We start from the raw sequence: 21,254 nt of genomic DNA, 5'->3' as shown, positions 1-21,254 counted from the left end.
TCACAGATTGAATTTTCAAAATTTGAGATAGAAACGATTCAACCTCTTAAATCTCCTTTAAATCAGATCATCTGACCCTTTTTAATTCTTCATAGATTCTTGGTACTATTTTATCCCACGTATATTCATCTACAAGTTTTCTATATGATTTTTCCGCGATCTGTGACAGCGATGAAGTATCCATCTCTAGTATTCTGCTGATCTTTTTTTTCAAATCAGCTGAACTTCCGCCTTTAAATAAAAATCCATTTTCTCCGTCCTTTATGACATATGGTAAATCCCCAACATCTGAAACAAGAACTGGTAGTTTTGCAGCCCATGCCTCTAAAACTGTAAGTGGAAAACCCTCATAGAGTGACGGTAAAATAAAAAGATCAGCATTAACATATTCTTCTATAAGATCACTCCCACGTTTTTCACCCCTGAACTCAAAAATCTCCTCAAGTCCATATTCACAAACCATAGAACAAAGTTCACTGCGTTGAGGCCCGTCACCAACAATAATTATCCTTACATTTTTCTTTTCAAAAAGATTTTTAAGATCTCTGGAAGCATCTATAAGGATCTTAAGTCCCTTTTGAGGATGTAATCTACCTACAAAGAGTATATTGAAAGTTTTCTTATTCTTTTTACTTTTAGCTTTAAAATTTGAGTGATCAACCCCATTAGGGATGTATACGGGCTCATTAACATTTTCAAAGTTTAGAAAATCCCTATCAACAGTTATTTCAAGATTATATTTTATTTTCGTCTGGAGGATGTCTTCAAGAAAATAAATAATCTTTCCTGCAAGAGTTTCATTATACATTTCATTGATTACCCTAACACCACTCCCATGGACATGATAGACAGAAGGGACTTTGAGTATAAATGATGTCAATTTGGCAATAATACCCGGTAAATTTGAATGAGCATATATTATCTCATAATCACTCTTTTTATTTTCCTTTAATAAGGTAAAAAAAACTTCAATCAGCCAGATTAATCTATCTTTAAATTTCCATTTCTTTTTTTTACCAACATGGATTATCCTGAAATTTTCATTTCTTTTTTCAACCTCTGGACCTGTGTAGCCCTCGAGATTCATTACAAAAAGGTCTATCTTACAATCGTAATTTTTAGATAATCTTTTACAGACTTCATAGGCAACTACTTGTCCCCCTCCACATATAGGCTTCCAGGCCTCTATTACCATCGCAATTCTCATTTGGTCCCCTCAAATATGTTTTAAGAATCGGTTTTATAATACCTTGTTAATATGGGATAGTATACATAATTCAACGAATCATATTTGTAATTTTGAATCAATAAAACTAGAATCAAATAAACATTTCGATACTAAAGACCTTGAATTGACCTGGAATTCCTGAATTCATTAAAAATACAATTTTTGATAAAAGTGATCCTATGACAGAAACATATATAATAACCCCGAATTTAAATGGGTGCAGATTTCTCCATGGATATTTCACATCAATCCTCAAACAGACTTATAATAACTTCAGAATAATTTTCATCGATAATGGATCATCAGATGGGTCCGTTGATTTTATAAAGAAGAATTTTGGTGATCTAATCAATCAGAAGATCCTCTTAATTGAAAATGATAAAAATCTCGGATTTGCGGCATCAAACAATCAGGGGATAAGGGTCGCGATGGCTGACCCCCAGTGCAGGTACATAGTCTGCCTCAACAATGACACCGTGGTTCTCCCGGATTTTATAGAAAACCTCATCAAAGAAGCCGAAAGAAGTGAGAATACAGGTAGCGTTCAGGCAAAGATGATATGGGGTCAGAAGAAGGATCTGATGGATTCAGCGGGCCTTGAATACTCAAAGAACGGTCTTGGGTTCAACAGGGGCGCCTATGAACCCGTGGAAAATTTTGATGAACACAGCAGAATCCTTGGGTGCTGTGCCGGCGCCTGTTTATACCGGAAGGAGGCCCTTGAGGATATCGAAGTTGATGGCGAGTATTTCGATGAGGATTTCTTTGCCTACTATGAGGACTTTGATCTTGCACTCAGACTCAGGAATGCAGGGTGGGACTCCTGTTACACTCCAGAGGCCATAGTATACCACTACAAGGGTGGTACCAACCCATTCATAAGTGATTTCACAGTCTATCATAACTGGAGAAATTACACATGGACCTTCATCAAAAATATGCCCCTCAAACTTCTCTTGAAGTATTTCCCCCTTTTCATTTTCACGGAGATCCTGCAGGTTTTCCTGAATCTGAAGAGAAGAAAGTTCGTCATCCTCAGAGCAAAGTATGATGCCTACAGAAACCTAGGCCAGATTATACGTAAAAGAAAAAAAGTGAAGATGGTTCCAGATAGCGACCTTGAAGAGTATCTTATAATGAGGTGGAATGTCAGGGTCCCCAAAATTGAAGAATAACTGTTACTTAAAGGCTGTTTACCATCCTATTCTCCATCTCCAACCAGATAGTAAACAATTCCAGTGAATACCGGCATCACCACAAGTAAAATCGTGGCAGGGAGTGCAACTGCAGGTGAAAAGTAGGTGAGGGCCACACCAACAGGGATCACACCATCACGCATACCCGCCGTGTAAACATATGCGGCCCCATCATCCCCTCTCAGCCTCCCGAGAATGAAGCCGTAGGTGAAACCTGCAAGTAGCATCACAGACACCGTAATGACAATCTCCATGACCCCACCATTTCTCACTGAACCTGACATGTGGGCAACCGCGACAACGATTATAACAAGCCCGAGTATCGCCGAGAGGAAGTTAAGGGTCTTCCTTGCAGGTATGAACCTCTCCTCCTCAAGCCTCAGAATGAGGGCAGCCACAGCGGGCAGGAACACTGTGAAGACAAGGAGTTCAAATACCCTGAACGCCACCGAAGGTGAGGCCACACCCATTAGGTAGAGGACAGCGGGGTAAACTGCAACAGATAGGAGCATGGATGTAAGGGCAGCTGAAAGGGCGGGGGTGCCGTCACCACCGGATAGTTCGGTCCAGAGGGCCGCGACAACCGGGGATGGTGCAAACGAGAGGAGTATTATTCCAGCAACCATATCACCGCTGAAGTTGAATATCTTAATAAAAAGGAACCCCAGAATTGGGTATAACAGAAAATTGGACACAGAGACCAGTCCAAGGAACTGGGGGTGGTGTATGATCCTCCCAAAGTCCTCCAGGCTGTGTTCAATGACAAGGGAGAACACCAGCAATGCAAGAAGCAGGGGCGTGTAACCTGAGAAAACTGAAAACTGGGGGAACAATAGACCTGTGAGGACGCATAGGAGCGTCAGGGCCCCATAGTACTTCTTTATGGTTCCTGTCATCTCCATCATTCAACGGTTACACACTTTGCAAGGTTCTTTGGCTTATCAGGGTCAAGTCCCCGCTCAACACTCACATAGTATGAGAGCAGCTGCAGGGGAACGATGTACACAAGGGGTGATAGTACCTCATCGACCTCAGGGCTCAGACCTATGAAGTCATCGGCCTCCTTCCTTAGGGCCTCATCAAGGGTGCTCCCAACACCTATAACCCTCGCACCCCTCGCCCTGACCTCCTCAACGTTGCTCAGGGTCTTGTCGTGACATGGCCCGGGGGGTGAAATGGCAACAACAGGCACCCCGTCATCGATGAGTGCCAGGGGCCCATGTTTGAGTTCCCCCGCAGCATAACCCTCACCATGGATGTATGTTATCTCCTTGAGTTTAAGTGCGCCCTCAAGGGCTGTTGGATAGGAAAACCCGCGCCCTATGAAGAAGAAGTCGCTCACCTTGCTGTAGCGGGATGCAAGGGCCCTTATATTGTCCTCATCCCCAAGGGCCTCCTCCATGATAGCAGGGACCCCTTCGAGTTTCTCAATGAGCTCAGGGGCCCCCATGGCAGCCACAAGCATGTATATAATGGTAAGCTGGCTCACATAGGTCTTTGTGGCTGCAACACCTATCTCAGGACCCGCCCTTGTGTAGAGGACATGCTGTGCCTCCCTTGTTGCTGAGCTTCCAAGGACGTTGACTATCGCCAGGGTCTTGGCCCTTGAATTTGCGGATCTCAGGGCATTGAGGGTGTCGGCTGTTTCACCGGACTGGCTTATGAATACTGCAAGGGTCCCGTCTGTGAGGGCACGTGCAGAGTACCTGAACTCACTTGCAAGGATGACATCAGTGGGTATGCCCAGGATGCTCTCAAAGAGGTACTTGCCCACCAGTGATGCGTGGTAGGAGGTTCCGCAGGCAACAAAACATACCCTTTCAACCTCACCTATCTCCTTCACCACCCGCATAACATCCTCCATCTCTGTGAGGGTGTCCCTGACGGCCCCTGGCTCCTCATGTATCTCCTTGATCATGAAGTGATCGTATCCTGCCTTTTCAGCCATATCAGCTGTCCAGTCAATTAAATGGACCTCCTTACTCACCGTGTTACCATCAAGGTCCCTTACCCTCACATCACCGTCAATTATGACCATCTCACCGTCATCCAGGTATATGATGTTCTTGGTGTGGTTCAGGATGGCCGGGACATCCGAGGCCAGGAAGAACTCGCCATCACCGACACCGACTATGAGGGGGCTCTCCTTCCTTGCGCCCACCACCCTGCCGGGTTCCCTGGAGGATATGGCTGCAATGGCATATGCGCCCTTAAGTTTTCTGAGTGCTGTGGCTGTTGCGGCTTCAAGGTCCATACCCTCATCCATGTACTTCTCTATGAGGTGTGGTATCACCTCTGTGTCTGTCTCGGACCTGAAGACATGGCCCTCTGATTCAAGCTCCTCCTTAACCTCCAGGTAGTTCTCTATTATACCGTTGTGAACGACCGCTATCTCCCCAGTGCAGTCTGTGTGGGGATGGGCGTTCTCGGCGGTTGGAAGACCATGTGTGGCCCACCTGACATGGGCTATCCCCATGCTGCCTGGTAGATCAGCGAGATCCAGCTCTGAGTCCACCTCGTCGATTTTACCCCTGTCCTTCTTGATATTTATCATTGGGTCTGCCGTTGCAATACCTACAGAGTCATAGCCCCTGTACTCAAGTCTCCTGACGCATTCAAGGAGTACCGGCGCAGCCCTGTTATCTTTGAGTATACAAGCCACAATGCCACACATTCAATCACCCTTAGAAGCATGATAAGGTTCACAAGATTATATAAACTGAATCGTAATATAACTCTAATAAGATTTACACATATATAAGTCTTAGAGGAGAGATTTAATCTCAAGGCTTTAAAAGTGATAGCATGAACGTGAAAATAGACGGCCCACTCTACAGTGGTAAGGCAAAGGATGTTCTCATGACAGATGACCCTGAAATCGTTGCCGTGAGGTTCAGGGACGATATAACCGCAGGTGACGGTGAAAAGAAGGACACCCTTGAAATGAAGGGCTACTATAACTCTGTTATTTCAGCCAAAATATTTGAGGTCCTTGAGGAGGCAGGTGTACCAACCCAGTACCTGGAACTCCCGGAACCCGGCTGCATGCTTGCAAGGAAACTTGACATGATACCCATAGAGGTTATACTGAGGAACATTGCAGCGGGAAGTATTGTTAGAAGGTTCCCCTTCACTGAGGGGCAGGAATTCAGGCCCCCAATCATACAGATGGACTACAAGAGCGACGAGCACGGCGACCCCATGCTCAATGAGGACATAATCCTCGCCCTTGGGATAGCAACCAGCGACGAGATCTCAGAGATAAGGAGGATGACACTTAAGATAAACGACGTCCTTGTGGAGTTCTTCAGAGAAAAGGGCATAATTCTGCCTGACTTCAAACTGGAATTTGGAAGGGATTCCTCTGGAAGGATACGCCTGGGGGATGAGGTGAGCCCTGACACCTGCCGCCTCTGGGACATGGAGACCGGTAAACCCCTGGACAAGGACATATTCCGCCGGGGAGAGGAGGGCGTTGTGAGCGCCTACAGAAGGGTTGCTGAGATGATACTGGACAGGGAAGACACTGAAAGATGGAACATTAAGATCTGAGGTGATGGGATGAAATTTATGGTTGAGGTCAGAATAAGGCTCAAGAAGGGTATGCTCAACCCGGAGGCGTCCACCATTGAGAGGGCACTGGCACTCCTTGGATATGAGGTGGAAAATACCGATACAATTGACATAATAACATTCACCATGAATGAGGAGAGCCCTGAGGATGTCAGGCGGGAGGTGGAGGATATGTGCCAGCGCCTCCTATGTAACCCGGTTATCCATGACTACGAATTCAGTATAACGGAAATGGAAGGCTGAAACATGAGGGTGGGAGTTATAAGGTTTCCTGGATCCAACTGTGACCGTGACGTTTACCATGTCCTGGAACTTGCCGGGGCAGAGCCCGAATATGTATGGTGGAATCAGCGGGACCTGGGACACCTGGACGCGGTTATAATCCCTGGGGGATTTTCATACGGGGACTACCTGCGTGCAGGTGCAATCGCAGCCATAACCCCAGTTATGGACGCTGTTAAGGAGCTGGTGAAGGAGGAAAAACCGGTTCTCGGAATATGTAACGGTGCACAGATCCTGGCGGAGGTAGGCCTTGTCCCGGGGGTCTTCACCGTGAACGAGCACCCAAAATTCAACTGCCAGTGGACCAGCCTTCAGGTTAAGACCACGAGAACCCCCTTCACACGGCTATTCAGACGGGATGAGGTTATAAGGATGCCTGTTGCCCATGCAGAGGGGAGATACTACCATGAAAACGTCAGCGAGGTCTGGGATAACGACCAGGTCGTGCTGCAGTTCCACGGTGAAAACCCCAACGGCTCCCTTGATGGAATAACAGGGGTCTGCGATGAATCAGGACTGGTATGTGCTGTGATGCCCCACCCTGAAAGGGCCTCAGAGATGATACTTGGGTCAGAGGACGGCTTCAAATTCTTCAGGGGCATAATGAAGATCTGATTCAGAGCAAAAAGGTGATTATCATGGTGGTTTATCTTGTTGGGGCGGGTCCAGGGGACCCTGAACTCATAACACTGAAGGCCATAAGGGTTCTCAAGAGGGCTGACGTGGTAGTGTATGACAGGCTGGCAGGTGAGGAGATACTCGGATACGCCCCTGAAGATGCGAAACTGATATACGTGGGTAAGAAGGCCGGTGAACACCACAAAACACAGGATGAGATAAACAGAATACTTGTTGAGGAAGGTAAGAAGCATGAAACAGTGGTGAGGCTCAAGGGCGGCGACCCATTCGTTTTCGGGAGGGGTGGCGAGGAACTCCTTGCGCTCAGGGAGGCCGGCGTTGAGGCAAAGGTCATTCCAGGCGTGACCTCCGCTGTGGGCGTCCCCACATCTGCAGGGCTTCCCGTGACCCACAGGGGCGTTGCAACATCCTTCACTGTTGTCACAGGACACGAGGACCCCACAAAACCTGAAAAACAGGTTCACTGGGATTACAGGGCAGACACCCTCATAATACTCATGGGTGTGGGTAACGTGAGGGAGAACATGCGGGAGATCATGAAGCACCGGCCCCCTGAAACCCCTGTATGTGTGATTGAGAGGGGGACAACAGAGGATGAGAGGGTTATCCTCGGCACCCTTGAGGACATAGCAGAAAAGGATCTGAGGCCGCCTGGAATCATAGTGGTGGGTGAGGTTGTTAATGTCTACCGGGAAATTAGATGGTCTCAGGGGTAAAACCATCGCCCTCACAAGGCCCGCCGAGCGGGTATCTGCTGCTGTTAAACTGATCGAGGGTGCCGGTGGAAGGGCCCTTGTCGCCCCAACCCTCGAGCTGAGGATCCTGAAAACAGATTCCCTAAGGGAGGTGTGCCGGAGGGCCCCTGAATGGGACCTGGTTATATTCACCTCCCCGGCGGCTGTTGAATCCCTCTTCTGCACATGCAGGGACTTTCATGAAAAACTCAGGGATGACTGTATTGTCGCGGTCATAGGGCCCAAGACCGCCCGTGCAGCATCTGAGATGGGTCTCAGGGTGGATCTGGTGCCTGAAGATTACACCGCAGAGGGTCTCCTTGAGGCCCTCAGAAAATATGACCTCAGGGGGATGCAGGTGGCCCTTCCAAGGACACTCTCTGCAAGGAGGGTCCTCCCTATGGGACTTGAGGAAATGGGTGCAGAGGTCCTTGTTGCAGAGGCCTACCACTCAGGGATACCGGAAGACACGGCACCTGCAGAGGAAATGATAGAGGGTATACTCAAGGGGGAGGTGGATGCTGTTACATTCACAAGTCCCCTCACAGTGGAAAACCTCTTTAAAATTGCAGGTGATAAGGAGGGGGATCTTATCCATGCCCTCAGGGGGATACAAGTGGCTGCAATAGGCCCCATAACCCTCAGGAAACTTGAGGAGTATGGTCTTGATGCGGTCATCCCAGAGAGGTACACGGTCAGGGACATGCTAGCCGAACTTTCAGAGAGGATGATGGAGGGTGAACAATGATAATATGGCCAGCCTATCTCGATTCACGGAAGTCAAGGAGCCAGGGGCGAAGGGTGCCCCTTGAATACGCGGTTGAATCCCCAAGTGCCAGTGAAATACTCAGGGCCGCAAAAAAACTCCAGCTTGAAGCCCGTATGGAATCTGATAAGTCATACCCTTCCTCCTGGTGGGAATCATCAGGGAGGGTTATTGTTGAATATGAGGGGAGCAAGAGGGAACTCCTCATAAAACTTGCAAGGCTTGTGAGGTCCTCAAAGAAGAACTGAGGGTATGAATAATGAACATGGACGAACTTGAAGGTGCGCTCAGAAGGGCCCGTAAGCTGATTGATGAGGCTGAGACGGTTACAGTCTACAGCCACACAGACTGTGACGGTATAACAGCGGCAACCATCCTCAGCAAACTCCTTGAGGGCCTCGGGAAGGACCATGAAATCAGCATAATAAACATCAATGAGGTCCCTGAGGTTGAACATGGTACGGATCTCACAGTGTTCAGTGACCTTGGATCCGGACAGATGGTCCATGAAAACATGAAAAGGAGCTCCCGTGTTCTAATACTCGACCACCACCCCCCGGTGCGGAAGAGGAACTTTGAACCTCCACGGGGTGAGCTCCTTGAAATAAATCCCATCTTCTATGGAATGGATGGTTCAACCAGCATCTCAGGTGGGGGCCTGTCATATCTACTTGCAAGGCAGTTTGGATACACTGATCTCAGCTGGATGGGTCTCCTTGCCGCGGTGGGTGACATGCAGAACATCAGGACCGGTAAGATGGTTGGGGCCAACCGGGTGATCCTGGAGGACAGCATAAGGGAGGGTGCAGTTGAGTGCTGCAGTGACCTTACAATCTACGGCAGACACACCAGGTCCATCGTAAGTGCCCTCTCATACTTCGGGGATGTCACCCTCCCAACAACAAACAACACCAACGAGTGCATAGCAAGGCTTAAGAACCTGGGCATACCCCTGAAAAATGATGAAACCCAGAGGAGGCTCTGTGACCTTACAGATGACGAGAAAAGGAAACTCTTCAATGAGATATACCGTATGATGGTCAATGAGGTCCCAAGGAGGTACCATAAATACCTCCCCAGGCTCATACTCGGTGAGGTCTACGAGTTAAAATCAGAGGAGAGGTACACGGTATTCAGGGACCTCTCAGAGTTCTCAACCGCAGTAAACGCGTGTAACCGGAACTCAAGGTGGAAGCTTGCAATGGATATCATCGGGGGTGATCGCCATGAAAAACTGGAGGAACTTGAGAATGTCCTCAGGGAACACCGGGCCTACCTGGCGGTTACCCTCGACCGGATAATGGAGGAGGAACTCATAAGGGATATGGATAACCTCCAGTACTTCCATGCCCCAGAGGTGAAAACCGCGGTGGTGGGTACGGTTGCCGGTATGCTCCTGGGCTACGGTGACTGGAGGAGACCCATGGTAGGGCTTGCTGAAACCGGTGACGGGCTCAAGGTTTCACTTAGGTGCTCCCGCCTCCTGGCATTTGACGGCATACACTTCGGTTCAATCATGCAGAGGGTGGCGGAGAAGGTGGGGGGTAGCGGTGGTGGTCATGCCACTGCCTGCGGAGCATATATACCAGCCGAAAATGAGGGAGAATTCCTCAGACTCCTTAACAGGGCCATAGAAAAGGTGAAGGTGAATGGATGAAGGCTTTCAGAAAGAAGGGAGAACTTACACGTTTCCAGGTGCTGAGTGAGATAGCAAGGCGTCAGCCCTATGTGAGGCAACGGGATATAGCAGATGAACTGGGAATAACGGTCCAGGCAGTGTCTGAGAACATAAAGAGCCTCATAGCAGAGGGCCTTGTGGAGGCAGGAAGTGGAAGGTCCCACTACAAGATAACACGTCGTGGTGGTGAGAAGCTCAAGAGGGCCGCTGTGAGCCTCAGGCAATACGCCGATGAGGTCCTGGAGTACATGAGTTCCTACAAGTCCATCTGGCCAGCCATCGCCTGGGAGGACCTCAACTCAGGCGATGAGGTCGAACTGTTCATGGATGACGGCGTCCTCTACGCCCGGAGGAGGACCAACGGGGAGGCCCACGCCACAGTCATGAAAAGTGCCTCAGAGGGCGAGGATGTGGCCCTCACAGAACTCAGCGGCACCATACCCCTCCAGAGGGGAAAGGTAACCATCGCGGTTCTCCCGGGGATATCCGAGGGCGGTTCAGGGGCAGCCGACCTTGAAAGGATAAGGGAACTCACATATGGTCAGGACAGGATAGGTATAATGGGGACAGTTTCAAGGGCCGCGGCGACCAGGTTAAAATTAAATGTTGATTTTGAATTTGCAACCCCCTATGCTGCCCTTGCAGCCGCAAAGAGGGGTCTGAATGTCCTCGTACTTGCAGTTGGTAAGATGAGCAGAAGCATAACAAAGAAACTGGAAGAGGAGGGCATAGAGTACTCGGTTGAGGATGTCAGGGTTAAGGGGGAGTAGACCCCCGCCCGATATGGTTGAATCTTCCACTCAGAGGGAGTAGACCTCCTCTGGTGGGACCATCCGGATCCCGGCATCCCTCAGGGCCCCTTCAAGGGCATCCAGGTCCTCTGTACTCATGAAGAGTATCGCTTTATCCTTTTTTTCATGGACAAATGCGTATATGTAGTCAAGGTTCAGGTCATAGTCCTTGAGGACCCCGAGGATTGATGCAAGGCCCCCCGGCCTGTCATCCATCTCAACTGCGACTACGTCCTTCAGCTTAACAACAAAGCCACTCTTCTCAAGCACATCTGCCGCGCGTTCAGGTTCAGGGACTATGAGCCTGAGTATCCCGAATTCTGATGTATCTGCAAGTGATAGTGCCCTCAGATTTATACCTGCCTCTGCAAGTGTACTCAGTGCCTTCCAGAGCCTTCCCTTCCTGTTTTCAAGAAATATTGATATCTGCTTAACCCTCATGGTATCACCATAAATTTAAAGGTTCCTCTTATCTATCACCCTTACTGCCTTCCCCTCACTCCTTGGTATCGTGCCTGGTTCAACCAGGGTCACCTTAACCCTGAGGCCTATCTCGTTTTCTATGAACTCCTCGATCCGGTCCCTGGTCTCCACCATCTGCCGGATGTCATCTGAGAAGAGTTCAGGGGAGGTCTCCACCCTCACCTCAAGTTCATCCATGAGGTGGGGCCTTGTCACTATTATCTGGTAGTGTGGCTCAATACCATCTATGCGGAGGAGCGCCTTTTCTATCTGGGAGGGGAACACTGAAACTCCCCTGACCTTGAGCATGTCATCGACCCTGCCTGTGATCCTTGAGATCCTTGCAAGGGTCCTGCCACAGGCACATGGCCCATAATCTATTGAGGTTATATCCTTTGTCCTGAACCTTATAACCGGCATCCCCACCCTTGTGAGAGTTGTGAGTACCAGCTCACCCCTTTCACCTGGACCGACCCTTTCACCATTCTTATCTATGATCTCAGGGTAGAAATGGTCCTCTGCAACGTGGAGACCATTCTTCTCACCGCACTCCATTGCAACCCCCGGGCCCATGATTTCAGTGAGGCCGTATATGTTGAAGGCCGGTGCATTGAACCTCCTCTCTATCTCGGCCCTCATCTCCTCTGTCCACATCTCAGCCCCGAATCCTATTGCCTTTAACTGGGATTCGGCAGGGTCAAAGCCCTCCTCAGCTGCAACCTCAGAGAGGTAGAGGCCATAGGATGGTGTGAATATCATGACCGTTGTCCCGAAGTCCTTCATTATCTCTATCTGCCTCCTTGTCTGTCCAGTTGAGATGGGGATAACGGTCGCCCCAATCTTCTGTGCACCGTAGTGGACCCCGAATCCGCCGGTGAATAGGCCGTAACCATGGGTATTCTGGATGACGTCATCCTCTGTGAGGCCCATCATTGTGAGGCCCCTGGCCATGACCTCACTCCATATCTCTATGTCCTCCCGGGTGTAGCCTGAGACAACGGGTTTTCCTGTGGTCCCCGATGACGTGTGAACCTCCACTATCTCCTTCCTGGGGACAGCGAACATCCCGAAGGGGTAGACCTTGCGGAGGTCATCCTTGGTGGTGTAGGGCAACCTTGTGATGTCGTCCAGTGACTCTATGTCCTCAGGGTACACGCCCTCCTTCTCGAACATCTCATGGTAGTAGGGTACGTTTTCATATGCCCTCCTTACTGTGTCCTGAAGCCTTTTAAGCTGAATTTCCTCCAGTTCCTCCCTGCTTATGCATTCCATTTCCCTGTTCCAGATCATCTGAATCATTCCCGAATCAGTGTAACTCTTAGATGTTTATGGTGATTTAAAAATAAATGTTATGCATCACGGGAATGCTACCTGGGAGTTAGAATAAAAGGTTCTTAAAAAATTAATGGAGTTAGAAGAGGTCGTCGAAGCGTTTTTCAACCTCTTTCCAGTTTACGATGTTCCAGAATGCGTCAACATAGTCGGGTCTCACGTTCCTGTAGTCAATGTAGTAGGCGTGTTCCCATACATCCAGGACCATGAGGATCCTGAAGTGGGGTATCACGTTGACATTGTGCTTCTCAACCTGCATTATGAAGAGCCTGTCGGTCCTCTGGCAGTAGGTGAGTACAGCCCATCCTGAGCCCTCCGCACTCACAGCAGCCTGAGAAAACTCCTTTTTAAAGCGTTCAAAGCTTCCAAAGTCCTTCTCTATGTACTCCGCAAGCCGTCCACCTGGTTCCCCACCGCACTCATCTGCGGGTCCCATGTTACCCCAGAAGAATAGGTGCAGGACGTAGCCCCCCACGTGGAATGAGAGTTCCTTGAGGGCCGCCTTGATGTCAACTTCTTCGTCATTCTCCCTGGCATCGTCGAGTTTTCTGAGGACGCCATTGGCCCCATCCACGTAGGCCTGATGGTGCTTCTCATGATGTATCCTCAGCTGCTCCTCTGATATGTATGGTTCAAGGGCATCGTAGGGGTATGGAAGTTCAGGGAGTTCATAGAATTTTTTCTCCATCTAATCACCACCTATGCTGCGATGGCAGAGCCACCAGTCGTAGCATTCGTATTCCTCTTTCCTTTTCCTGGCGGTTTCAATATCAGATGCCGGTGGGACTATCACATGGTCACCGATGAGCTGGTTATCGGGCCAGTTTGCAGGTGCAGCCACACCCTCGGCATCTATGACCCTGAAGGCGCGTATCATCCTCACGATCTCAGGGATGTTCCTTCCAAGTTCCTGTGGATAGTAGAGTATAGCCCTGATTATCCCCTCAGGGTCAACCACAAATACCGCCCTCACCGTGTTTGTGGGCCTCGCCGGGTGTATGAGTCCAAGGGTATCCGCGACTCTCCCCGTGTCCGCTATCACAGGAAACTCGATCTCGGTATCAAGGTTCTCCTCTATCCATTCGATCCACTTGATGTGTGAGAATACCTGGTCAACACTGAGGCCCACAAGTTCACAGTCAAGTTCCCTCAGTTCAGGGTAGACCTCCTGGAACGCCACGAACTCTGTTGTGCAGACAGGTGTGAAGTCTGCAGGGTGGCTGAAGAGTATGAACCATTTCCCCTTGAATTCAGCCGGGAGTTTCATCAGCCCGTGGGTTGTCTGGACCTCCATTTCAGGGAATTTATCCCCTATGAGGGGCATGCCGCGCCCCTTCTTCTTCACCTTTCTGACTTCGTATACCTTCTCCCCCATAAACTATTCCCCCTTTTCATTTGCTGGTGGGTTGTAAACCCTCTTTCCGAGTTCCGCATCAAGCATGAGGAGGCCGCTTGGTGAATCCGATGCAAGGCGCACCTTCTGGAGCACTGAACCCGCGGATTCCTCCTCCTCAACCTGCTCTGCAACGAACCACTGGAGGAAATTGTTGGTTGCATGGTCCCTCTCTGAGATTGCAAGGTCAACAAGGTCATTTATGAGTCCCGTCACTTTCCTCTCATGTTCCAGGACATGCTTGGATACCTCCAGTGGGGACTCCCACTCGAATGGTGGTTTCTCTATCTCCTCAAGCACGACCCTTGCACCCCTCTGGACAAGGTAGTCGTAGAACTTCATTGCGTGTGCAAGTTCCTCCTGGGCCTGGACACGCATCCAGTTTGCAAATCCCGGGAGGTCAGAGGCCTCATAGTAGGCGGCCATTGAAAGATAGAGGTATGCTGAGTAGAGTTCAGCGTTGAGCTGCCTGTTGAGGGCCTCCTGCATCCTTTCACTTACCATTTAATTCACCCCCTATTTCCTTTATCTGAATGGCAAGTTCATCTATCCTCTGAAGGTCCTCCTCACGTGGAAGGCCCTTCACAAGGACTGGTTCAAGGTACTCCACGTTCAGGTTGGATAGCAGACCCTTGACCTCGGATTCAATGAGTGTCCCCCACCCGTAGGATCCCATCAGTGCAATGTGCTTCACCGGCGGTCTCAGTGCATTCACAAGGTAGAGTGCCGATGCAACTGCCGGGTGGGGTCTTGTGAGCACCGTGGGTGATGCAACAACCAGGACCGAGGCATCCGCGAGTTCAGTGAGGAATTCCCCGGTATCGGACTCTGCAACGTTGATGGGTCTTACACTCACATCGAGTTCCATGAGTTTCTCTGTGAGTCTCTCAACCATGATCTCCGTGCTTCTGTGCATGGTGGTGTATGCGATCACCGTTTTACTGCCCCCAGAGGTCCATCTCCTGTATGCATCGATTATGAGGTCAGGTATGGATACCAGTGGGCCATGGGATGGTGCTATGAGTGATATGTCAAGGTCCGAGATCTTCCTGAGGTTGGATGTGACCATCTGGCTGAAGGGCATCATGATATGGGCGTAGTACCTCCTGGCCTCCCTCAGGAAACCCTCAGGCACCTCCATGATGTCTGATGTTGCAAGGTGTGATCCAAAGAAGTCGCAGGTGAAGAGTATCCGCTCCTCCTCAAGGTAGGTTACCATGGTGTCGGGCCAGTGCACCCATGGTGTTACAATGAATCTCAGCGTCCTGTCACCCAGGGAGAGTGTCTCACCATCCTCAATTGTCCTGAAGTTTCCATCGATCCTTAGAAGTTCCCTGAGGAGTTCAATGCAGGCAGGTGTCCCCAGGACCTCTGCGTCAGGGTACATGTCAAGGAGCTCCGGGATTGTACCTGAGTGGTCCTGTTCTGCGTGCTGGGAGATTATGTAGTCGATGTCAGTTTCCATTTCCCCTATGATCCCCAGGAATTCACTGCTCTTTGAGGGTTCTGCAGAATCAATGAGTGCCGTGGCACTGCTTCCAGAGACGATGTATGAGTTGTAGCTTGTGCCCCTTGGGAGGGCTACAAGCTCATCAAAGGTCCTCCGGTCCCAGTCAAGGATACCGGTGTAGTAAACCCCATCTGCAATTCTTCTGGCTTTCATTTAATCCATCTTCTTGAACTGGTCCTTTCCAACGCCACATACAGGGCATACCCAGTCGTCGGGGAGGTCCTCAAACGCTGTTCCTGGTTCTATCCCTGATGTGGGGTCTCCCTCTTCAGGGTCGTAGATGTATCCGCACATCTGGCAGACGTATTTGTCCATTTATTCACCTCTCAGTCAAGTGGTTTGAACATCTTCTTCTTTGCACCGCATGACGGGCACCTCCATGTTTCAGGGAGGTCCTCAAACGGTGTTCCGGGTGGTGTGTCTGTCCTTGGTTCACCCTTCTGGGGGTCATAAATATAGCCGCACACGCGACATTTGTATCTCTTCACATCTGACACCCTCTATTTTATGTATTGCATCATATTTTTATTAACATCATTAAATTTAAAATTATCTATAGTTTCTGTGGAAACTTTATAACTGGTGTTCTTTTTTTTCTTATAAGGAGAAATGGAAAAGAAATAAGTTTTTTTAGATGATTACGTAGTTCGGGAGTCTTTTGTAGGTTCCGTAGAACCCTATGATTTTACTGTACATGTAGACGAGTCTTGTGAAGGGTATGTTCCCGTACCTGGTTGTTGCGTACCGCGGGGCCAGTTTGTGGGTGTTTATGAAGTTTCTTATGCTGATTGCTGTGGATATGTAAGCTGATTTCGAGAGTTTGATTGATCTGTAGGTTCCTGCCGAACCTTTGTAGCCGACGGTTCGTGTGCTTAGTGGTTTTAGGTTGCCCGCGTTGATCTGGATGGTTGCCCGTACAAGGAGGTCGAGGAACTGTGCCATGGTGAAGCTCTTTCCTGAGATGGTCACTGAAGCGGGTAGTCTCCTGTAGCGTTCGTAGTATTTCCTGACCCAGTTTGCGGATCCTGCAGGCTGCTTTATTGTTATCGTTGCGGTCACCTGTTTAGGTGGGAGTGTGTCTATTGTTACGTTGCAGGTTCCTGGTTGCAGTATTTTTGTGAATTCAATTGTCGTGGTTTCTCCGGGGTTTATTGTTAGGGTTTTGGTGTCTTCTGTTGTGTTGTTTATTTTAAGTTCTGCTGTGTAGTCTCCGGGGATGTCTCCTGTGTTGGTGATGTTTGCTTTGACTGTGATGTTTAGTGGTGCTACTCCGGTTGTGGGTGTGATTGTTAAATTGCTCAGTTCAAAGGTTGCTGGTTTGAGGACCGTAACCGTGGTCTGCACTGTTTCATTGTCAACTGAGGCATATACTGTGGCGATGCCCCTGGTGTTGAGGCTGGTTAGTGTTGGGATGGCGGCGCCGTCTGTGAAATTTGCGTCGGTTATTGAGCCCAGGGTTGTGGAGAACTGTGCGGATCCTCTGTATGGCACTATGCCCTCAGTTGGGTCGTGCAGTACTCCGTTACTGTCGTGTTGGAGGTCTGCGGTTATCTGTGAGGTTTCCCCTGTAAGGACTGTGTCTGGGGTGGCGTTTATATTCAGGACGATCCATGGATCGTATGTTACATTTTCTGAGATAAGGCTTGGAAAGTCTGGATTGTTGGAGCCCCACCAGTTGAATCGGGCATCCACAGCACTATTATCTGCGTAGACATTCAGACCTGTCTGGTCTGGGTTGTTAAATATCCGGCAGAACATTATTATGGCTGGTTCCGGACAATCACGTACAAATAGCGCTCCTCCATAGGGTGCTGTGTTGCTGGTGAATGTACTGTTCGTCCGTTACCGTGGAGAACTGTGCGCTTATTGCTCCTCCATCATTTGCTGTGTTGTTTAAGAGTAGGCAGTTTTCGATTGTGAGGTTTGCATTGGATATGTATATTGGCCCCTGCGTGGTTGAGTAGGCGTTACTGATTGTTAGGTTTGATAGGTTTAGGTTCTTTGTGATTGTGAATAGTGATGGATTCCCTTCAAGGTTTATGATGGTGCCTGCTGTTGTCTGACCTGTGATTGTCAGGTTCTTGTCGATGTTTATGTCCCTGTTACCATCACCCCTGTATTCGCCGTCTGCAAGCCAGATAATGTCATTATCTGCAGCTGCTCCTGTCGCATTCTTTATAGTGGCCTTTGCAGCCGCCCATGAGAGTCCATCATGCTGTCATCCCCCCAGTGGCATTGACATAGATGTCCGCTGCACTGGCAGTCCCAGAAAAAAGAACTGCAAGAAGACCCAATAAAATCAACGAAAAATATCATTTCATTTAATCAAATCCTCTGCGTCTTATATGTACCAAAGGTACACCATACTAATTTTACTTGATCTATTATTAAAAATTTTCTAAAAATTTGCTGCTCTATTCAAAAATTTTCCATTCTACCCCCCATTCCAGAATTAATAATTAACTGATTTTAATAGATAACTAAAAATTTCAAAGGGGAATAAGAGCATGTTGCAGTGAACCGTTCTTCTGACAATCAGAGATAATTAAAGTTAATGATTCAAAAATGAAAAGCTGAAATCCGGTTTTTATGGGATTCCTCAGGATGGTGTTTCCAGAAAAATAAATAAGTTTACTGGTCAAGGTATTTCATTCTAAGTACGTTGAAACCCACAACACAGCCCACAAAGCCCATCCTCACATAAGGACTTACCGGTGCATAAACTGCAACTGCAAGTATAAGTACGCCCACAAGGCTATGGGTCAACAGGTTCTTCCAGTCCGTGAGGTACTCCCTGATTCCTCTGAACAGTCTTCTCAATATAACACCTCATACATCGAAATACTATATATCAAATTTTGATATATCAAATAATGACGTATCCTTTATATATAGCTTTCGGTGAGAAAAAAAGGAAGGTTTATTTAACAAGGAGTACCGGCACCTCAACCGTCTTGAGGGTGGTCTCAGCCACACTACCCATCAGAAGCCTCTCAAGACCCGAACGCCCATGTGACGCTATAACAACAAGATCCGCCCCCGTCTTCTCAGCTATCTTCTTCATATCATGGGCAGGACTCCCAAATACAAGGACCTCATCCACCTGGACACCGGCATCCCTACCCTTTCTCTGCACAGCCGCCAGGATCTCCTTTCCCTCATCCTCAAGGACATCAAAGGGGTAGATCAGCTTCTCATCAATAACATGCACAGCAACAACCACAGATCCAAGACGGTCTGCAAGTTCAATGGCAAGGTCCTCGGCCTTTGCTGCATACTCTGAACCATCGGTTGGAACCATGATCCTCTCAAACATCATAAACCCCCTATTCAATGCGCCTCACATGGTCCCCCACAACAAACACCGTTCCACCCACATGGAGGACCGGCTTCACAGATTCAACATCAAGGAGCCCCTCCCTTATGCATCCAGAACAGACCGAGGCATTCACAACTGAGCCCACTATGAGGTTATGGTCCCCAACCTCACACATCCTGAGTAGTTCACATTCAAGGTGCGCGGCTGCCTCGGCTATCCTCGGGGGCTTAACCCTCTCCGATGGAATCCAGTTAAGACCTGCGGCTTCAAGTTCATTCTCACCCGCCGGGAGATCCCTGGCGGTTATCCACATCCTATCCATTATATCCGCTGGCGTTATATTAAGCACAAATTCATGGGTGCCCTCAACATTCACTGCGGTGTGGTGGCCCGGTGCAGATGCAAAAGCCACAACTGGGGGGTCAATTGAAACAGGCATGGTGAAGGAGAACGGGGCCGCATTTATATTCCCATCCCCATCCACCGTGGTTACAATGACGGTCGGCCTTGGAGTAAGTATTCTGTGTGCATTCTCAACGGGGAAATTCTCAAATTCCACTTTATCACCCCTTAACCCTCTGAAGGTATTTTGCATGGCTCCTTTCAACAAACCTGTCGCAGAGGCCATCTGGTTCGCCGTCCATTACAAGACGGCCGTCCTCAACCATGACAGCCCTTGTGCTGAGCTCCCTTATGAAATCCACATGGTGGCTCACCATGATTATGGTTGTCCCGAACTCCATGTTAATCCTCTTAAGGGAGTTCGAAACCATCCTGAGTGTTATGGGATCAAGGTCCCCGAATGGCTCATCAAGGACAAGGACATCTGGCCGTGATGCAAGGACAAGGGCGAGGGTCGCCCTCACCCGCTCACCCCCTGAGAGCTCATAGGATTTCCTGTCAAGTATGTCCAGGGGGAGGTTCAGGGCCCTGAATATGGGCTCAGCATACCTCTTAACCTCACTGTCAGGGAAGCTGGGGAAGAGCTCCTCAAGTATCTCAGGTGAGAGGCCAAGTTTCTCTAGTCTGTAACGGGCCTCTGTTTCAGGAAGATCCGTGAGCTGGTAGAGAACATCAAGGACCATGTCACTTATTCCCAGCTCCTCGGCCCTCTTCCTTGCCTCTGCAACGACATGTTCACCCTTAACACCGAGTCTTGAGGCTATCTGACTCCTTATGGTGGCGTGATGTACAAGGGCAAACTCCTGATGCATGAAACCCATCTTCCTCCTCACACCCATCCTTTTAACGCCAGGTTCATGCATGTTAACCCATTCACTGTTGAGCCTGAACTCCACCGTACCCTCATCAGGAAGGTCCAGTCCACCGATCATCCGGAGGAGCACCGTCTTGCCGGCCCCACTGGGCCCTATTATGGATACTATCTCACCCTCCCTGATATCAAGGTTAACATCCCTCATCTCAAGGACTGCCCCGCCCTTGAGGAGTACAAACCTCTTGGACAGGTCCCTGACCCTGAGGATCTCCCTATCTGAGCTGGGGGGTGTGTAGTCAACCGGGGGCTCAATGTCCCTCATGAACCTCTCTATGATCCTCCAGGGTTCCCCCTCATCAATGATGCGCCCGTCCTCCATCAGAACCAGGCGGTCTGCAAGGTACTCGTGGACTTCAGGCAGGTGAGAGACCAGCACCACCGTGACACCCAGTTCCCTGTTGATGTTCCGTATGGCATCCAGTATCTCCTGCTTCGTCCCCGGGCATGACATGGTTGCGGGTTCATCAAGAAGGAGTACCCTGGGTTTTTTTGCAAGTTGCCTGGCCATTATGAGCCTCTGCTTCTCGCCGCCACTGAGGACAGGTGCAAAGTGCTCGGCCTTGTGGTCAAGTCCAACCACCCTGAGGAGTTCCATTGCCTCCTCACCGAATTCATCATAGGCAAAGTCAAAGTCTGTCATTGACTCGTCACCATATTTTGCAGCGTACAGCTTCCTTATGACATTCTGAAGGGCGGTCTCCGACCAGAGACCAAAGGACCTCTGGAGGTGAATTGCAGTCTTCTTTTTGAGCTTTGAGAAGTAGTACTGTCCTGAATCAGACTCAACGGTTACATCATCCAGGGTTATCCTCCCTGAATCAAAGGGTTCAACACCCCTCAGGATCCTCAGAAGTGTCGTCTTACCTGAACCACTCATTCCGAGTATTCCCAGTATTTCTCCCTCAGAAACCTCAAGGTTAACATCAGAAAGTGCCCTGAATTCATCTCCATTCTCAAGTTTATAGGTCTTTGTGAGGTTCTCCACCCTTATCATTGCATCACCGCAACCATTCCTTCAAGGTTCAAAGATACCAGATCTCATGGCAGTGCCTGAAAAACTGCCAGTGAAAATTTC

The 21,254-nt window shown here is 49.2% G+C and carries 25 protein-coding genes; 9 read left to right on the top strand and 16 right to left on the bottom strand.

All coding sequences use genetic code 11. The annotated features are described in order from the left end of the window. Window positions 1–67: 67 nt before the first annotated feature. A complete protein-coding gene (locus tag MTCT_RS00705) occupies window positions 68–1,207 on the bottom strand; it encodes a glycosyltransferase family 4 protein (protein ID WP_048175010.1) in 1,140 nt (379 codons plus the stop codon). A 200-nt stretch (window positions 1,208–1,407) separates the two neighbouring features. Between MTCT_RS00705 and MTCT_RS00700 the strand changes: the two genes are divergently transcribed. After that, window positions 1,408–2,403 carry a glycosyltransferase family 2 protein gene (locus tag MTCT_RS00700; RefSeq protein ID WP_048175007.1) on the top strand — a complete coding sequence of 332 codons (996 nt, stop codon included), beginning with the start codon at window positions 1,408–1,410 and terminating at the stop codon, window positions 2,401–2,403. Window positions 2,404–2,429: 26 nt separating this feature from the next. On the opposite strand, the gene MTCT_RS00695 is transcribed toward MTCT_RS00700, so the two are convergent. After that, window positions 2,430–3,326, bottom strand: coding sequence for a bile acid:sodium symporter family protein (locus MTCT_RS00695; protein ID WP_158498080.1), 897 nt, complete (start codon window positions 3,324–3,326; stop codon window positions 2,430–2,432). Then, a complete protein-coding gene (glmS, locus tag MTCT_RS00690; protein WP_048175003.1) occupies window positions 3,326–5,098 on the bottom strand; it encodes a glutamine--fructose-6-phosphate transaminase (isomerizing) in 1,773 nt (590 codons plus the stop codon). The genes MTCT_RS00695 and glmS overlap by 1 nt, the downstream gene beginning before the upstream one ends. A gap of 131 nt (window positions 5,099–5,229) precedes the next feature. Between glmS and purC the strand changes: the two genes are divergently transcribed. The 8 genes from purC to MTCT_RS00650 are packed head-to-tail and all read left to right on the top strand — an operon-like array spanning window position 5,230 to window position 10,866. Continuing rightward, window positions 5,230–5,976: a phosphoribosylaminoimidazolesuccinocarboxamide synthase gene (purC, locus tag MTCT_RS00685; protein ID WP_048175000.1), complete on the top strand. Its 747-nt coding sequence runs from the start codon at window positions 5,230–5,232 to the stop codon at window positions 5,974–5,976. A gap of 9 nt (window positions 5,977–5,985) precedes the next feature. Then, complete coding sequence (gene purS / locus MTCT_RS09425) at window positions 5,986–6,240, top strand: phosphoribosylformylglycinamidine synthase subunit PurS (RefSeq protein WP_013295439.1); 255 nt, start codon at window positions 5,986–5,988, stop codon at window positions 6,238–6,240. A gap of 3 nt (window positions 6,241–6,243) precedes the next feature. Then, complete coding sequence (gene purQ, locus MTCT_RS00675; protein WP_013295438.1) at window positions 6,244–6,894, top strand: phosphoribosylformylglycinamidine synthase subunit PurQ; 651 nt, start codon at window positions 6,244–6,246, stop codon at window positions 6,892–6,894. A gap of 23 nt (window positions 6,895–6,917) precedes the next feature. Next, complete coding sequence (gene cobA / locus MTCT_RS00670; protein ID WP_048174998.1) at window positions 6,918–7,634, top strand: uroporphyrinogen-III C-methyltransferase; 717 nt, start codon at window positions 6,918–6,920, stop codon at window positions 7,632–7,634. Continuing rightward, the gene (locus tag MTCT_RS00665) at window positions 7,600–8,400 is read left to right on the top strand and encodes a uroporphyrinogen-III synthase (RefSeq protein WP_048174997.1); all 801 of its coding nucleotides are present in this window, start codon (window positions 7,600–7,602) and stop codon (window positions 8,398–8,400) included. The genes cobA and MTCT_RS00665 overlap by 35 nt, the downstream gene beginning before the upstream one ends. After that, window positions 8,397–8,666 carry a signal recognition particle subunit SRP19/SEC65 family protein gene (locus MTCT_RS00660; protein ID WP_048174995.1) on the top strand — a complete coding sequence of 90 codons (270 nt, stop codon included), beginning with the start codon at window positions 8,397–8,399 and terminating at the stop codon, window positions 8,664–8,666. The genes MTCT_RS00665 and MTCT_RS00660 overlap by 4 nt, the downstream gene beginning before the upstream one ends. 11 nt (window positions 8,667–8,677) lie before the next feature. Beyond that, window positions 8,678–10,075, top strand: a complete 1,398-nt coding sequence (recJ, locus tag MTCT_RS00655; protein ID WP_048174993.1) for a single-stranded-DNA-specific exonuclease RecJ — start codon at window positions 8,678–8,680, stop codon at window positions 10,073–10,075. Further along, window positions 10,072–10,866: a MarR family transcriptional regulator gene (locus MTCT_RS00650; RefSeq protein WP_048174991.1), complete on the top strand. Its 795-nt coding sequence runs from the start codon at window positions 10,072–10,074 to the stop codon at window positions 10,864–10,866. The genes recJ and MTCT_RS00650 overlap by 4 nt, the downstream gene beginning before the upstream one ends. Window positions 10,867–10,896: 30 nt before the next feature. On the opposite strand, the gene MTCT_RS00645 is transcribed toward MTCT_RS00650, so the two are convergent. The 13 genes from MTCT_RS00645 to MTCT_RS00585 form a co-directional block, all read right to left on the bottom strand. After that, complete coding sequence (locus MTCT_RS00645; RefSeq protein ID WP_048174989.1) at window positions 10,897–11,328, bottom strand: ACT domain-containing protein; 432 nt, start codon at window positions 11,326–11,328, stop codon at window positions 10,897–10,899. Between the two features lie 15 nt (window positions 11,329–11,343). Next, complete coding sequence (locus MTCT_RS00640; RefSeq protein ID WP_048174986.1) at window positions 11,344–12,639, bottom strand: phenylacetate--CoA ligase family protein; 1,296 nt, start codon at window positions 12,637–12,639, stop codon at window positions 11,344–11,346. Window positions 12,640–12,760: 121 nt separating this feature from the next. Beyond that, window positions 12,761–13,369 (bottom strand): superoxide dismutase, encoded by a 609-nt coding sequence (locus MTCT_RS00635; protein WP_048174984.1) that lies wholly within the window; start codon window positions 13,367–13,369, stop codon window positions 12,761–12,763. After that, window positions 13,370–14,056 (bottom strand): peroxiredoxin, encoded by a 687-nt coding sequence (locus MTCT_RS00630; protein WP_048174982.1) that lies wholly within the window; start codon window positions 14,054–14,056, stop codon window positions 13,370–13,372. 3 nt (window positions 14,057–14,059) lie between these two features. Continuing rightward, complete coding sequence (locus MTCT_RS00625) at window positions 14,060–14,578, bottom strand: ferritin (protein WP_048174980.1); 519 nt, start codon at window positions 14,576–14,578, stop codon at window positions 14,060–14,062. Then, window positions 14,568–15,737 carry an FprA family A-type flavoprotein gene (locus MTCT_RS00620; protein WP_048174977.1) on the bottom strand — a complete coding sequence of 390 codons (1,170 nt, stop codon included), beginning with the start codon at window positions 15,735–15,737 and terminating at the stop codon, window positions 14,568–14,570. The genes MTCT_RS00625 and MTCT_RS00620 overlap by 11 nt, the downstream gene beginning before the upstream one ends. Continuing rightward, a complete protein-coding gene (rd, locus tag MTCT_RS00615; RefSeq protein WP_013295426.1) occupies window positions 15,738–15,899 on the bottom strand; it encodes a rubredoxin in 162 nt (53 codons plus the stop codon). Between the two features lie 11 nt (window positions 15,900–15,910). Continuing rightward, on the bottom strand, window positions 15,911–16,072 hold the full coding sequence (locus tag MTCT_RS00610) for a rubredoxin (RefSeq protein ID WP_048176470.1): 162 nt from the start codon (window positions 16,070–16,072) through the stop codon (window positions 15,911–15,913). A gap of 142 nt (window positions 16,073–16,214) precedes the next feature. Next, window positions 16,215–17,342 carry a pseudomurein-binding repeat-containing protein gene (locus MTCT_RS00605; protein WP_048174975.1) on the bottom strand — a complete coding sequence of 376 codons (1,128 nt, stop codon included), beginning with the start codon at window positions 17,340–17,342 and terminating at the stop codon, window positions 16,215–16,217. A gap of 873 nt (window positions 17,343–18,215) precedes the next feature. After that, a complete protein-coding gene (locus MTCT_RS00600) occupies window positions 18,216–18,404 on the bottom strand; it encodes a hypothetical protein (protein WP_048174972.1) in 189 nt (62 codons plus the stop codon). Between the two features lie 100 nt (window positions 18,405–18,504). Next, window positions 18,505–18,900, bottom strand: coding sequence for a universal stress protein (locus MTCT_RS00595; RefSeq protein WP_048174970.1), 396 nt, complete (start codon window positions 18,898–18,900; stop codon window positions 18,505–18,507). Window positions 18,901–18,910: 10 nt separating this feature from the next. Next, on the bottom strand, window positions 18,911–19,462 hold the full coding sequence (locus MTCT_RS00590) for a flavin reductase family protein (protein ID WP_048174968.1): 552 nt from the start codon (window positions 19,460–19,462) through the stop codon (window positions 18,911–18,913). A 4-nt stretch (window positions 19,463–19,466) separates the two neighbouring features. After that, on the bottom strand, window positions 19,467–21,173 hold the full coding sequence (locus MTCT_RS00585) for an ABC transporter ATP-binding protein (protein WP_048174964.1): 1,707 nt from the start codon (window positions 21,171–21,173) through the stop codon (window positions 19,467–19,469). Window positions 21,174–21,254 lie beyond the last annotated feature (81 nt).

This window comes from Methanothermobacter sp. CaT2, from assembly GCF_000828575.1.
Taxonomy (GTDB): Archaea; Methanobacteriota; Methanobacteria; order Methanobacteriales; family Methanothermobacteraceae; genus Methanothermobacter.
This window is presented reverse-complemented; position numbering and strand designations above follow the sequence as displayed.